10 protein-coding genes and 2 pseudogenes are annotated in these 14,948 nt (G+C 35.6%); all 12 read left to right on the top strand.

The genetic code is table 11. The features are described from left to right. The first annotated feature begins 41 nt into the window (after window positions 1-41). The 12 genes and pseudogenes from essC (at window position 42) to NYE67_RS13840 (ending at window position 14,819) form a co-directional block, all read left to right on the top strand. On the top strand, window positions 42-4,514 hold the full coding sequence (gene essC, locus NYE67_RS13895; protein ID WP_339213356.1) for a type VII secretion protein EssC: 4,473 nt from the start codon (window positions 42-44) through the stop codon (window positions 4,512-4,514). Further along, window positions 4,511-7,255 carry a type VII secretion protein EsaA gene (gene esaA / locus NYE67_RS13890; protein WP_340730295.1) on the top strand — a complete coding sequence of 915 codons (2,745 nt, stop codon included), beginning with the start codon at window positions 4,511-4,513 and terminating at the stop codon, window positions 7,253-7,255. Before essC ends, esaA begins: the two co-directional genes overlap by 4 nt. After that, window positions 7,245-7,766, top strand: a complete 522-nt coding sequence (essA, locus tag NYE67_RS13885) for a type VII secretion protein EssA (protein WP_339213354.1) — start codon at window positions 7,245-7,247, stop codon at window positions 7,764-7,766. Before esaA ends, essA begins: the two co-directional genes overlap by 11 nt. Before the next feature lie 49 nt (window positions 7,767-7,815). Then, window positions 7,816-8,118 (top strand): YwqI/YxiC family protein, encoded by a 303-nt coding sequence (locus tag NYE67_RS13880; RefSeq protein WP_191702800.1) that lies wholly within the window; start codon window positions 7,816-7,818, stop codon window positions 8,116-8,118. Further along, window positions 8,118-9,689: a ribonuclease YeeF family protein gene (locus NYE67_RS13875; protein ID WP_340730294.1), complete on the top strand. Its 1,572-nt coding sequence runs from the start codon at window positions 8,118-8,120 to the stop codon at window positions 9,687-9,689. Before NYE67_RS13880 ends, NYE67_RS13875 begins: the two co-directional genes overlap by 1 nt. Before the next feature lie 19 nt (window positions 9,690-9,708). Continuing rightward, window positions 9,709-10,494: an ABC transporter ATPase gene (locus NYE67_RS13870; protein WP_191700474.1), complete on the top strand. Its 786-nt coding sequence runs from the start codon at window positions 9,709-9,711 to the stop codon at window positions 10,492-10,494. A gap of 13 nt (window positions 10,495-10,507) precedes the next feature. After that, window positions 10,508-10,957 carry a biotin carboxylase gene (locus NYE67_RS13865; protein ID WP_191700473.1) on the top strand — a complete coding sequence of 150 codons (450 nt, stop codon included), beginning with the start codon at window positions 10,508-10,510 and terminating at the stop codon, window positions 10,955-10,957. After that, complete coding sequence (locus NYE67_RS13860; RefSeq protein ID WP_340730293.1) at window positions 10,939-11,403, top strand: DUF5085 family protein; 465 nt, start codon at window positions 10,939-10,941, stop codon at window positions 11,401-11,403. Before NYE67_RS13865 ends, NYE67_RS13860 begins: the two co-directional genes overlap by 19 nt. Window positions 11,404-11,458: 55 nt before the next feature. Continuing rightward, window positions 11,459-13,102 (top strand): T7SS effector LXG polymorphic toxin, encoded by a 1,644-nt coding sequence (locus tag NYE67_RS13855; protein WP_340730292.1) that lies wholly within the window; start codon window positions 11,459-11,461, stop codon window positions 13,100-13,102. A gap of 15 nt (window positions 13,103-13,117) precedes the next feature. Then, the gene (locus tag NYE67_RS13850; RefSeq protein WP_339213344.1) at window positions 13,118-13,534 is read left to right on the top strand and encodes an SMI1/KNR4 family protein; all 417 of its coding nucleotides are present in this window, start codon (window positions 13,118-13,120) and stop codon (window positions 13,532-13,534) included. Window positions 13,535-13,801: 267 nt separating this feature from the next. Continuing rightward, window positions 13,802-14,259: pseudogene (locus NYE67_RS13845) on the top strand (DUF2247 family protein). Between the two features lie 141 nt (window positions 14,260-14,400). Then, window positions 14,401-14,819: pseudogene (locus NYE67_RS13840) on the top strand (T6SS immunity protein Tdi1 domain-containing protein). Window positions 14,820-14,948: the final 129 nt, after the last annotated feature.

The raw sequence follows: 14,948 nt of genomic DNA, 5'->3' as shown, positions 1-14,948 counted from the left end.
AATCTATTTAGTAGTAAAAGTCCCTATTAGAAGGTGATTTAATGAGTACGCTTTTGTTTTTTTATGATAACTATTACCAAGCGATACAACTGGATCAGTTGAAAAGTAAAACCGTTACAGTTGGTCCCGATTCATCGCATACAGTGACGATTCAAAACTTACCATTTACAAATGGCTCACTACTGATTACCGAAGATTCCTTTGGCTTTACAGTAAAACAGCATGAAAAACTGCTTGGCAAAGTAAATCCGAAGCAATTTTTTGAATGGCAAGATGAAAACAGCAATAAAAAATTGAAAATCATTCTCTTTTTAGCCGTAACAAACAGCAATACTTATTTCATTGGAAATAGACAGGAAATTCTGTTTTCAACTAAGTTTGAAGAAGCAGATATTTTCTGGGAAGAAAATTACGGAAATACGCAGTCGTTCTCACTAATAAGAGCGGAGAAAAAATGGCTCCTCGAAATATCGAATGAGAATCACCTATATATAAATGGTCAAAGAAAGTTTGCAAGTAAGGAAATACAAATTGGGGATATTATATTCACACCTTTTTTGATTATTCGACTTTTGGAAGAGGACGTACTCGAAATTAGCAGTTTTGAAAACTTCGATTCAACGCTTTCCAATATTATCGAACCTGCTTCAGAAATGAAAAAAAAGTATCCAATTTATAGAAGGACTCCAAGGATGGTATATGAGCTTCCGAGTGAAAAAGTAACACTTTCTTTTCCTTCGCAAGAAAATGATCCTTCAGGTAGAGGGTTGTGGATAATAATTTTACCGCCGCTTGTAATGTTGATTGTTATGGGAATTGTAGCCGTTATTCAACCTCGTGGAATTTTTATTCTAATTACGATGGTTATGTTCGTTATGACATTAATTACATCATCAGTGCAATATTTTAAAGATCGCAGCAACGAAAAAAGAAAAAAAGAAAAGCGAATCCGTGTGTACACAGCTTATCTTGAGAACAAACGCCATGAACTTCAGGAGCTGGCAGATAAACAGAAGTTCACAATGGAATTTCACTTTCCTACGTTTGAACGGATGAAGTATTTAACAAATCAAATATCCGATCGAATTTGGGAACGATCTGTAGAAAGTGAGGATTTTCTTCAGTTTCGATTAGGAACTGGTATTGTTCCGTCGAGCTTTTCCATTTCATTAAATTCAAATGATATGGCCAATCGCGAAATGGATAATTTAATCGAGCAGTCTCAGAAACTTGAAAAAGTGTATAAAGAAATCGCTGATATGCCAGTTATCGCAAATTTAGCGAAAGGACCGATTGGATTAATTGGTAAGGATCGAGTAGTAAAAAAGGAAATACAACAGCTAATTGGTCAACTCGCCTTTTTTCATAGTTATCATGATCTCCGTTTTATTTTTATTTTTGATGAAGAAGATTATGCTCAGTTTGAATGGATGAAGTGGTTGCCGCATTTTAATATACCTAATATGTATGCAAGGGGACTCATTTATAACGAAAAAACGAGGGATCAGCTGCTTTCCTCCATTTATGAAATGGTTCGTGATCGTGATCTGAAAGAAGAAAAAGAGCAAATTCAATTTACTCCACATTTGGTGTTTATTGTTACAAATCAACAGCTCATCTCAGACCACGTCATTTTAGAGTACTTGGAAGGCGACCATACTCATTTAAATATTTCTGTCATAACTGCAACTGATGCAAAGGAAAGCTTATCTGACAACATATACACACTCGTCCGGTACTTAAATGATACGGAGGGCGATATTTTAATTCAGAACAAAAAAGCGGTAAATATACCGTTTACATTAGATAGTCACCAAAAGGAAAACAATGAACGCTTTTCACGGATGTTACGTACCTTAAATCATCAAACGGGTATGACAAACTCCATACCAGATAGTGTAACATTCCTTGAAATGATGAGTGTAAGAGAAGTAGAAGAATTAAATATCGCACATAAATGGATGGAGAATAAATCTTCCCAATCTTTAGCTGTACCAATTGGGCTTAAAGGCAAAGATGATCTTGTTTACCTGAATCTGCATGAAAAAGCTCATGGACCCCATGGTTTACTTGCTGGTACTACGGGTTCAGGGAAAAGTGAATTTTTACAATCGTACATTTTATCATTATCCGTTCATTTCCACCCGCATGAAGTAGCATTTTTACTAATTGACTATAAAGGCGGGGGAATGGCACAACCGTTTAAAAAATTACCGCATCTTTTAGGGACGATAACAAATATAGAGGGAAGTGTAAACTTTACAAATCGTGCGCTTGCTTCCATTCGAAGTGAATTAAAACGCCGTCAGCTTCTGTTTGACCGTTATAATGTAACGCATATTAACGATTACACGGATTTATACAAACAACAACTCGCAGAAGAGCCGCTACCTCATTTATTTTTAATCTCTGATGAGTTTGCGGAATTAAAAAATGAAGAGCCTGACTTTATTCGCGAACTAGTTAGTGCAGCCCGGATCGGAAGAAGCTTAGGGGTTCACCTTATATTAGCTACTCAAAAGCCAGGTGGCGTTATCGATGATCAAATCTGGAGTAATGCACGCTTTAAAATAGCCTTAAAAGTTCAGGATGCGACGGACAGTAAAGAAATACTTAAAAATACGGATGCTGCATCAATCACTGTTACAGGTAGAGGTTATTTACAAGTGGGAAATAATGAAGTGTATGATTTGTTCCAGTCGGCCTGGAGTGGAGCACCTTATCTTTCAGAACATTCTGGTGGTGAAGACGAAATAGCTATTGTAACCGATTTGGGGCTCATTCCTTTATCGAATATAGCAGCGAAGGAAAATAAGCAGAAGTCGATTTCCGAAATTGAAGCGGTTGTTTCGAAAATTGAAGAAACACAAAATATATTAGGCGTCAAAAAGCTTAGAAGTCCATGGTTATCACCGCTTGAAGATAGAATTTATAATAATACCTACAATTCGGAGGAGCGATATCAAATTGCGATCGCTTTAGTCGATGAACCGGAAAAACAAAAACAAACGCCTTATTACTATCAAGTGATGGAAGATGGAAATATCGGTATATTCGGTTCAAGCGGTTATGGTAAATCTACGACAGTGCTTACGTTACTATTAACTATCGCACAGAACTATAGTCCCGAAGAAGTGCATTATTATTTAATGGACTTTGGGAATGGATCATTGCTTCCATTAAAACAACTTCCTCATACTGCGGATTTCTTCTTAATGGAAGAAAAGCGGAAAATGGAAAAGTTTATGAGAATGATCCGGGAAGAGATTATCCGGAGAAAACAGCTATTGCAACAGTTGGAAGTTGGTAACATTAAATTATATAACAGTGTTGCAGAGAAAAAGCTTCCGTTAATTTTTGTTGCTGTAGAAAATTTTGACTTTATAAAAGATGAAATGCCCGATTTCGAAACAAATTTCAATCAATTTGTAAGGGATGGACAATCATTAGGAATTTATATGATTTTTACTGCGACTCGTATATCAGCGATTCGCCAAGCAGTAATGAACAACTTAAAAACGAAAATAGTTCATTACTTAATGGACCACAGTGAGGCGTATTCAGTCCTGGGTAAAACAAATCTAGCTCCTGAAACAATTCCTGGAAGAGCCATCATAAAGAAGGATGAAGTACATTTCTCTCAAATATTCCTGCCGGCTAATGGGGCAAATGATTTTGAAATGCTTGAAGCAGTAAAAGAAACAGTTAAATCATTAAAGGCCAAGTACCACGAGTATGCTGCGCCACAGCCTATTCCAATGCTTCCTAATGATTTAACATTAACGAAGTTTTCTGAGTATGTCCGTCTGGAAGGGCAACCACAATTTCTACCAATTGGATTGGACGAAGAATTTGTTCAACCTGTCGCAATTAATCTATTAACAAATAAGCACTGCTTAATAATCGGACAAGCGCAAAAAGGAAAAACAAATGTATTAAAGCTACTTATAACGACCGCTATACAAAAGGGATTAGGACACATTGCTGTATATGATTCTTTCGACAGAGGCTTGGCTACGTTAACAGAGAATGAGTTGGTGACACAACTAGAAGGAAAGGATCAAGTTGAGCAATGGTTGAGCGCAATTGAAGAAGAACTAGCGGCGCGCGAAATGACCTACACTAATACAAATTTCAGTGATCGATCAGAACTCAATTTTGAGCCAATATTATTTGTAATAGATGACTTTGCACGATTCAACGCAGCTATGGATACTAGATTACAAGAACATATTTTAAAACTGATGAAGAATGCTAGTTATTTAGGATTTAACGTTATCGTTACAGGCAATGCGTCAGATATTTTGAAAGGCTATGATTCGCTGTCGGCTGAGGTTAAACAAATTAGACAAGCAGTCTTATTAATGAAGAAGTCCGATCAAACATTGTTCACACTTCCTTATGATCGTAAAGAAGAAGAGATTCAGGCAGGGTTTGGTTATTACGTTTTAAATAACAAAGAAATCAAAATACAACTCCCACTATGTGATGTTGAAAGGAAGATATACTCATGACGTCTCAAAAGAGGTTAATGTTAAAAATTGCAATCGTCATGATTTTGATTATCGGAGCCCCGATTATTTATTTCTTTGCAATAGGTGAAAATCCGTTTTTTGATGAATCAAATGGAACGAAAAATATCGCTGTTGTAAATGAAGATACAGGTGCAGAAAAGGAAGAAAATGCACTGGAATTCGGAAAAGAGGTAGCGACTGTTCTCACGACAGACTCTGACTTTAACTGGTCTGTTGTGAGTCGTAGCGCTGCTGAAAAAGGGTTGGCTGGTCAAGATTACGATGCAATCGTCTATATTCCATCGAATTTTTCAAAAAATATTATGACATATGAGGAACAACAACCAGTTAAGGCTGAATTTAAATATACAGTTGGCGGTCAATTAAATGCAGCAAATCGTGAGAAAGTTTTACGTGAAATTGATAAAGCGACTGCACGTGTCAACGGGAAAATCGCTACTCTTTACTGGAGTTATGTATCTCAAGATTTAGAGAAGGTCCGTAATGAGTTTGATACGATTTTGCAAAAGGAAATAGAATTTTTAAATACAATATCGGAATTTTACCGTCCAAATTTAGCGAGCGTAGTAGGGGATATTGAAAGTCAAAAACAAATGCTAGAAAATCTAGCTTCAACTGTAAGTGGGACTCCAATCGATGGAAGTATTCAGGAAGCTGGAGAATTTGAAGTGCTATTATCCCAATTTGTATCTTATGTAAATGACTACAAAGAATATCATACGACCCAACAACAGCTATTACAGCCACTACAGCAGGAAAGTTTGCTTTCAGTAGTCTTTATGAAAAATGATCAGGAACCTCGATATAATGAAACAAAAAATTATTTGATTGATCACAACGATAGCATTAATGAGAACGTCCAAATGCTTGAAGAACAACTGGCAAAAAATAAGGAGAGTGTAAACAACTTAACTAGCCAGGTCGTTAAACAGAGAGAGGAAATTATCGACCTTTTAAATCAAGTGGAAGGCGAATTACTTGTTCAATATGAAAATCAATTAATTACGTTAAAAGATCAGCTAAATACTAGTTCACCTAGTCAAGTACAACCAATACAGGCTAGAAAAAGTGGAGAAGTAAAAAACAATACGCGCCAATTTATCGCATCCTCTAAAATTGCAGCATTAGATTCTGAAAGAGATAAATTAATAAGCTTAATTCAAAATATTAATTCAGTGAAAGAAGAAGTAGTCATTGCTTCGGGAAATACATCTGAAATAAATGATGAAAATACTAATAAAGAAGTTCTAGCTGTAAATGATCAACTTTCACAGCTGTCTTCTCAGATTGCTGTAATTGAATCAAATATTAATCAAATTCAACAGCAAGAAAGACAACTGCAAGAGGAGTTAATCGAGTCTCAAGAATCTCAGGAAGACGCCAAAGGAGATGAGCTGAAGCCTGAAATAAATGAATTCACAATTGTAGAAGAAGTAAAGAGGAAAGAATCTGAAATTATGAATTCACCATTGATGAATGGGGCGAAAAAGGAAAGGCTAAAAAGTGTTTTCTCTAAAACTATTGATAGTAACAATACAGCAATGCTCATGGAATATTACGGGGCATTAGCGCAATACGAAACCATTTTAAAGACAAATTTAAGTGTAAATAACCTTTTAGTTATGAACAATGAAGGTTCAAGCATTCTAAATGAATTACAACAAGGGGTTCCGGATTCCCAGGAACAGTTAGTAAGTTTAGAGGAAGATGTTAAATCTTTCTTTACAGAGTATACGGCAAAAGTTGACTCTGACTATGAGGCAATTTCATCACAAATACAGGCTGTTGAGACAAGTGCTAACAATATGCAGAAAAGCTTGGATTCATTTATATCGGGTTCCACAGTATTTTCAGTACCACCTGCAGACGGCAATGCATTAGTTTCAAATCAACATAGTATTATTCAAAACTTAACAGCAATGAGTAACTCAATGAACAGCATTATGGATAATCAAGATAACATCATGCTCGTTACAAATGATTTATATGCAAAAGCAGCTAATGTAAACGCAGATACAAATGAACTAAATAATAAGTGGAATGATAACGTTAGTACAACAGAAAAATACCGAAATGATATTCATAACGTATTAAATAATGCGTTTGTGGATGGACAAAGAAATGGGCATATATATGATCATTTATCAACACCGCTTACATCTACTAGCTTAAATGCAACGGTAGAAGAGAATAAAGTACCGCCAGTCATCGTACTTGTCATTGTATTAATTAGTAGTTTATTAATCGGCTACTTCTGCTACTATTTCAACAATAACAAACCGGGCGTACGTATCGCGTTATTCTCTTTATTAAACTTAATCGTCGGGTTGATTATAAGTATTTACGGCATGGAAATTTATTCTCTAAATGAAACAGGAACAATCGAGTGGACGATTTTCACTATTTTATTATTAGCTGCTGTATCGACAATTATTTTTGCAAGCTTCTCGATTGGACCTTTAATCGGTTGGTTTGTAAGTGTGGCAGTGATCGCGTTTTTCGTAACACCAATGTTGACATTGTTAGCTTCGAATCTAGATTATGAAGATCCGATGTCAAAAGTTTATTTATCGATTCAATACGGTCCGGAATCATTAATTATCCCTGCAAGTATCGTTCTATTGGTGATTATTGGAGTGTCTGCATTAATACCGTATATCGCAGGGAAAATCAAAAACCGTTCCAATGAACAAGACGAGGAACCTATGTATGAAATGTAAGGTAATAGTTGGTTTCTTTAGTTTATCTCTAATTTGGGGAGCTGGATTCATATTTGAAACCAGCTTCCCGTTGGATTTAAAAGTTGGAATGACTGTCTATGCATCTACCGACCTGTATAAATTGAATCCAAACGAATATAAAGAAAAAGAGTTTAAACATAATAAGGAATACCTTCATAATGAGGCTTTATTAGAGATTCGCAAAAATATTCGAGAAGAGCAAAAAAAACTGGATTTCCTGCCAAAGGATAAAAACTCCAATGAAAAAATAAAGGAAGAACTCTTTATTAATAACTTTGAAAACCGTAAAACAATTGCTTACGAATCAACAAAATATCAATTATTCTCAAGCGAATTAAATGCTGCTAAAGAAAAAGTTTCAAATGCAACGACCATTAACCAAAGTAAAAGTAAAAATTTACGAATTATTTATATTGGTATATTAATAGTAAGTATTTTAGTTGTGCTAATTTGGCTTGTACCTAAAATGGTGCAAAGTGAGAAAAAATAAGAAATGGTAGGAGTAATGTCTAGATTCCATTAGAAAGGAGAGAGTACATTTGTCAAATGAAGTGAAAATCGTCTATGCGGATGTAGAAGAACAGCTATCTGTGATTGAAAATGCAGCTTCATCACTTAAGCCTACTGCAGAACTTCCAATTGAAGGAAATACATTAGATGTAGTAACAAAGTTAAACGAGCTCTCTATACAATTAGAGCAAATCTTAACAAGTTACCAAGCGGTGCTGCAAAATAATATTCAGACTACAAGAAATTCTGTTCAATATATGAAGGAGCAGGATCAACGTATTTCGACGAATATTAATGGCACCGTTTCTGGTCCGAGGAGGCTAATAGATTAATGAAAATACTAGATTCGAGTAATTTCCACAGTGGTATTTCACGAAATCTAACTATGCTAACAAGACTTGAGACAGAAATGAAAACAGTTGAAACATCCCTTCAAGAGCTAATTCAGCTTGAGGAATCATTAAAGGGGCAAGGCGGCAGTGCAATACGAGCATATTATCAGGACTGTCATGTGCCCTTTTTGCAATTTTTCTATTTAGTTAAAGGCAATTTCCAGGATATTCTTACGCAAATGCAGTCAGCACTTGATAGCCTAGAACCTGATCGTAATGGTTATATTCAACAATCATTCCTTGAAAATAATGTGGAGCAAGGCTTGAACAATGCAAAACAAATTACAGAAAGCCTAACAAATGAAACAAATACAATAATAGGTAGCGTTTCAGATATTGTATCGCTTCCGCAATTAAATGATTCCGAAGTTCATAATGAAATTCAGGTAGCAAAAAAGCATCGCGATACAACAGTAGAAGATCTAAATACATTTGACAATAGCCAAACGTCCGCTCTGACAGCTGTTGAGAGTGACTTTTTAGCAATGAATACATGGATTAAAGATTTGGAAACGATGATAGCGGAAGGCTTAACAGATGTGAATTTCCCTAAAGAGCTTTGGGCACAGTATGCTTCAACGACAGCGCTTCTTACGGGGTTAACGAGTAGAACCAACCCATTAGATGGAGTAACAGAAGGGGCACCTGGAGAGCAGACCGGTAATGTCTCATCAGCTGATGAAACAATTATGGGATATAAGGAAGACACAGGTAATTTTAGGAGATTTAATACGGCTTTAAATGGAGCAGTTGAAAGCTTTGGAATGTTTATGGCGGGTAAAAAGGGTGGTTTGAAAATGGAGTTAGTACGTGATACACGTACTGGTCGACCTGCTTACCGTTTACGTGCTAGTAAAGAGGCACTTCACTATTTGAGGGTTACTCCAGATGCAAGAGCGTTAAGAGAGCTAAATTATAAACTACCAAAAGGGGACAAACCATGGAAGCCGCAACACCATCAGCAGCAAGCTAATAACAGTGCAATTTTAAAATTCGGCACACAAAAGAAGGGGCAATCCGGCTGGTCAAAAGTGGGAGAAGCCGCATTAAAGGACCACTCTTCCCTTAAGTACTGGAATGATAAAGCAAGTATTACTGAAAAGGCAAAAACTGTCGGTAAGGCAGCAGCGGCGGGTGCCGGGAAATCATTTAAAGATATTGTAGATGTGAAAGGTATCTTCACGAATGGTTTTACAAAAGGAATTACAAAAGGATTAGCGCCCATTTCAGCCGGATTCAACTATTATGCTAACTATCATAATGCGAAAGATGCCGGGTTATCAGGCGGAGACCTGCATAAGAGTGCCATAAGAGATACAGCGATAGATACAGCAGTCGGCGGTGCGGTTCAGGCTGCCAGTGTTGCACTTTTCACTGCAGCTGTTCCTATTCCCGGTGTTGGGACTGCAATTGGTGTTACAGCTGGTATATTTATCAATGGTTTGTTAAATAAAAAAGATAAAGAAACAGGGGAATCGGCCATGGATAAAATAAAGGGCTGGTTCCGTTAAAAATAGGAGGCTTCACCTCATGTTAAAAAAACTATCAGAAGAAGATTTCGCTGTATTAAGAGGACCGCTGGAATCTGGTAGACAAAGCCCAAATTCATTAGCTACTGTGTTGATATTAGGTATGTTCATACAGGCATTGGTATTTTATCTTACTTATTATGTTGCTGGTAAGTACACAATCTATCCAAATTTCGAAAGTATTCAAACAATCCATATGTGGTTGACAGCAATTTTAATTTTATTATCCGTTGTTTTTGCGATACCAGCTGTTTTTAAAAGAGCGGAGAAGGTACAGTATTTCTTATCTATTATAGTCACTCAAAATTTCACCGTTTTTTTCTACCTATCTGCGCTTTTTTATCTAGGAGAAAGTGATGATGCAACAGTTGAATCTCTAGTTAACTTAACATGGATTACACTTACGATCGGTGTATTATTATTTCTCGCAACGTTTATTCGATTTTATATACTCCTTCAGAAAGGTTATTATCGCAAAGGATCTAAAAGTGATGAAATGCGCGGAAAATTTGAAACGAAATCTTATATCCCTATTGCAATAATCGGCAGTATTAGTCTTGTTTTTATTATCCAATACGTAATGAAAATGGGATCTTCTGATTTCTTTGATACAGTAATGTTTGTTTTTTTACCATTTGGTCTTTTTTACACATTGATTTTTGTCTTGCCCGAACAGCTCGTTATTCTTTATTGTAAAATTCGTTTTAAAAGCTTTAATTTTGATATAAGTGGCTATTTGTACACGGAAAGAGTAGCTAAAAATAATAGAAAAGTTAAACATAATTAGGAGGCTGGATTTAATGGATATTCGCAGCTTACATTTCGATCATTTAATTACATTTCAAGTAAGAGATAAAAAAGAAAATTGGCTAGAAGGGATTAAGATTTTAGAAGATTTCCCATTAAATCATGAAGTGTATCAAAATGGTCCTGTATTTTTTTCCTATGAAGAAGAAAAAGATAATGAAGGCCTGTTCACATATTATTTACCGATAAATGATGCCGTGGAATTTGAAGAAGGTATTACAGATTTTGAATATATCCACCAATTTAGTATAGAAAAAGCGCTATTAATGCGCCAGGCACAGGAAGAGGAAGATTTTAGTACAGCTATCCAGAAAATCAAAAGTTATGCAGCAACTGAGAATATATCAGTAGATAATTCATTCATTTGCGTACTATTGGATGTTTACGGAGAATATTTAATTGATTTATACGTCCCGTTAAAAGAATGGAGCGAAGTGAAATGATTGTAGAAAATCACCAAATTTCTTACCGGAATGTAGCTTCTAAATATTATAACTTCGTGCCAGAAGAAATTGATCTGGCTTTTGCGGATTTTGATCAAATTCTCTCAAACAATGGTTTTCATATTCAAGACACGATGTTCTTTTCTATTATTAGTGATCCTACTGCTCCTGTAATGACAGCTGAAATATTCCGTTCTATAGAGGAAAGCAATGTTTCGGATTTGAAAGCTGCTGAAGATGTCAATTTTAGAAGCTATTTTTCAGTCAATCGCATGCTTATGACAAGGATTACGAACGAATTTGATGCGCAGTCTCAGGAGAAGTACTGGGAGCTAGTGGAACACTTACAAAAAAATAATTTTAATCAAAGTAGCCCAATCTTTGTGGAGTACAAGCGCAGCCATTCTGGTACAGTATATGCGGAAATGAGTGTAGGAGTAAGGTAATTAATAATTAATGGTTGGCCAATTTAGATGGAACTATTAAAAAGATGGTGATAAATTGAAGGTATTGGATGTAAATGAGTTTCAGCAAGGACTTGAAAGAACTGTTAGTCAGTTAACCCGCCTGGAAAGTGAAATGAAACAAATTGAAAGTGCTGTTCAAGGTCTCACACAATTAGAAGAATCGCTAAAAGGTCAAGGTGGAGAAGCATTACGTGCATATTACGAGAGTTGCCATTTGCCATTCCTCACATTTTTCAATACCTTTAAAAATAGCTTTACTAGTGTTCTTCAAGAGATGAAAACAGCCCTTTCATCGCTTGAACCGGATTCATCAGGCTTTATTCGCCAAGCAGCATTAGAAGGCGAAATCGAGCAAGGCTTAAACCGAGCCAAACAAGTGACAGAAGAGCTGACAGACGAAGCCAATAATATCATGGACCAAGTGTCAGATATCGTGAGCTTGCCAAAACTGGATGATAGTGAAGTCCATCTGGGTGTACATGACGCGAAACGACATCGGGACGAAACCGTTGAAAAACTGATTGAATTTGACGTATCCCAAACAGATGCATTAACGACAATTCAAACAGACATGATGCACATGAAAACATGGATTACCAACATAGAAACGATGATGACAGAAGGGGTAACAGATGTTAACTTCCCGGCAGAACAATGGCAGTCATTCGCTAGTCAGAATCCGTTAATGATTGCACTGGCCTATCGAACGCAATCGCTGGATCAAGTGATTAATATGAATCCACTATTTAATCCTGGAGGAATCGGAGGGGCGAATCCTTACACACTTTCGGGTCTTTATCTAACCAGTCAACAGCCTTTAGGTACTTTCGGTCTGAGTGGTGCGATGGTATCTACGAATTTTGTATCATTTATGAAGCAAAAAGAAAAAGAAGTCGCAAAAGAGCTTTCCGCTACAGCCACAACAGTAGATAATGTGAAAGAAGAGGGGAATGGTTTTCTTAATTTCCTAGGAGACGTCGGAAGTGGCGCTACAAAAGTCGGAAAAGGCTTGTTGGATTTTTTAATATTGGACGACGTGAACACGCTAGCCGATAAAGATGCATCATTACTAGATAAAGGAATTGCATTAGCATCCTTCATTCCAGTAGGAAAAGTTTTGAAAATCCCGAAAGCAATTGATAAAATTGTAGATAGTAACGTGGGTGAGGTTGTTGGTAAGGGTACTAGTAAAGCTAAAAATTTTGAATTCAGAAGTAAGGTGTATTCTCCTGTAGAATATCAAGGAAGAAGGGTTTATCAAAGGAATGATATTGATTGGAACATGGTTGATCCTGATAAAGGTCTTACGAATTTAGAGAGGGCTCAAATGGGATGGGCACCTTTAGGTAAGGATGGTAAAGCTATCAATTTGCATCATATACTACAACAGGAACCTGGACCAATGTTAGAGATTCATCAAACAGTACATCAGAAAAACTATCGAATTCTTCATGGACTTTTAGAAAAAAATAAATTTAAAAGGGTTAAGCCTATTGATAAAATAGCTTCACATGCTAATAAATCTATAGATGAAATTTCAGAGATTAGAAGAGAAAGGAAAATGAGAAAAAAACGTAGTTTTAGGAGTGACCCAGACTTAGATCAAAAATATAATGATTTTCGGGGAGAGTATTGGAAATGGCGGTCAGATGAACTTCTTAAGGATCCAAATAAATAAGGAAGGATGATAGCTTTGAATAAAGAGGCAGTCATTGAATTAATAAATAACGCACCTAAAAAGTTTTTTGTTGGGGCTTTAGAGGAGAGTAAAATAAGTGACATTGAGGAAAGACTTAATGTGAAATTGCCGGAAAGTTATAAGTGGTTTTTGCAAGAATATGGAACTGGAGGAGTTTTTGGGATAGAGATCTTTGGAGGTGGACTTCGCGAGGTGCCAACTTGTGTAAGAGAAACGGAAGAATGGAGAGAATATGGTTTACCAATGGAGTTCGTTGTAATACAGAACTACGGATCTGGTGTTTATTGTCTTGATACTTCAAGGTTAGACAACAATGAATGTCCTGTTATAGACTGGGAGCAAGATGATGAGGATGGAATATATGAATATGAAAATTTCTACACATTTTTAGTAGAACAGTTCTCAAAATAATTCACTAAACCTTAATCAGGTGCTCGTACCTTGTCGAGTTTTTCTTTTCCTTTTATAATTAATCTCATGATAGTTAGCTGACATATGGTATTGGTTATAATGAACAATATAGAAAACCAAGGTATATATTACTCGATTTATATTTCACACGAGAACGGCAGGAGTATTTTATAGAATTAACAACAAGCACTTGATTGCCTTATTAGGAATCAGGTGCTTTAATTTTTCCAAAGGAATGTAAACTTAACAGATTTAAAAAATAGAAATATTAATATGATTGGAAAACTATTTTTGTAGGAATCGATGAAAATTACTTCAGTAAAAATGCTATTTCTGACTATGCGGTAGAGTTGATGGAAAATGGTGATGAAAATGAGTTTGTTAATGAACTTACATGGGGAATATCTATTGAAGATTTAAATAAAGTGATGTTGGAGATAAAGGACATTTATTTCCCACAATTAGATGAAAATAGCGCATTTTTAATAGCTGAGAATAGAAAACTTCGATTTGTTTGTTTATCTAAAATAAAAGAAGAGTGTAAAGAAGATAATGAATTATTAAATAAAATAGCCGAGTTTTATGAAAGTCATCATTACCCAGAAGACATGGTGAGTTTCATAAATTATATGCCTCAAGAAGTCCCAACTACAATAGCAGATATGGTAAAAAGGTTTGAAGAATTTTTAAAATTAGAGAAAGATTTAGTTAGCTCATATTCTTGAAATTTAAATATGGAAGAATTTTCGTTTTCAAGGTGCACTTAAAGCATTTTGTTTCCTTGGAGTGAAAATTTATTGGTTTAAGGAGTTTAAACGGAAAAATATTTAATAGATTTTAAATCGTATAAAAAAGTTCCGAGTGAAATGATTATAAAATATACGAAACTGGTACCAAATGAATTTATAGATTTATGGAGTAATTATGGATTTGGTACATTTATGCAAGGGTATTTTAAAAGTGTAAATTCAGAGGAAATTAAAGAAATTTAGGGGGAGAGTAGTCAAAGATACAAGGATTCAGTTGTATTGTTTGCTACAGGTATTGGTGATCTAGTTATTTGGTCAGATGGATATGTTAGACTACTTAATTACAGGTATGGTGTGGTAAAGACAATTATGTTTACATTTGAATTTTTCTTTATGGTGAGTTGGATTATGATGAGTGCTTTGGCTACACTCCTCTATTAGGTTTAGGTGGAGCAGAAAAAGTAGAGAATTTAAAAAAAGTCAAATTGAAGGAACATATTCTTATTATTACTGAATTTATGGGTCCAGTTCAGTAATGTACAGGAAATATGGTTAGAGTTAACTATGAGCACTTGATTGTCTATATTAGGCGACGAGTGCTTTTTTATGTTTTCAATATTCAGACCGATGTTAACTTCCCGGCAGAACAATGGCAGTCATTCGCT

Origin of the sequence: Solibacillus sp. FSL W8-0474 (assembly GCF_038004065.1) — a bacterium.
In the GTDB taxonomy this organism is placed as follows: domain Bacteria; phylum Bacillota; class Bacilli; order Bacillales_A; family Planococcaceae; genus Solibacillus; species Solibacillus faecavium.
Note: the sequence above shows the minus strand (reverse complement) of the source record. Positions and strands in the feature narration are given on the sequence as shown.

Bases quoted from the DNA above. Each gene is read 5' to 3' on its own strand.
- esaA (WP_340730295.1), top strand. From the start codon at position 4,511: ATGACGTCTCAAAAGAGGTTAATGTTAAAAATTGCAATCGTCATGATT.
- NYE67_RS13870 (WP_191700474.1), top strand. From the start codon at position 9,709: ATGTTAAAAAAACTATCAGAAGAAGATTTCGCTGTATTAAGAGGACCG.
- NYE67_RS13860 (WP_340730293.1), top strand. From the start codon at position 10,939: ATGGAGCGAAGTGAAATGATTGTAGAAAATCACCAAATTTCTTACCGG.
- essC (WP_339213356.1), top strand. From the start codon at position 42: ATGAGTACGCTTTTGTTTTTTTATGATAACTATTACCAAGCGATACAA.
- essA (WP_339213354.1), top strand. From the start codon at position 7,245: ATGAAATGTAAGGTAATAGTTGGTTTCTTTAGTTTATCTCTAATTTGG.
- NYE67_RS13875 (WP_340730294.1), top strand. From the start codon at position 8,118: ATGAAAATACTAGATTCGAGTAATTTCCACAGTGGTATTTCACGAAAT.
- NYE67_RS13865 (WP_191700473.1), top strand. From the start codon at position 10,508: ATGGATATTCGCAGCTTACATTTCGATCATTTAATTACATTTCAAGTA.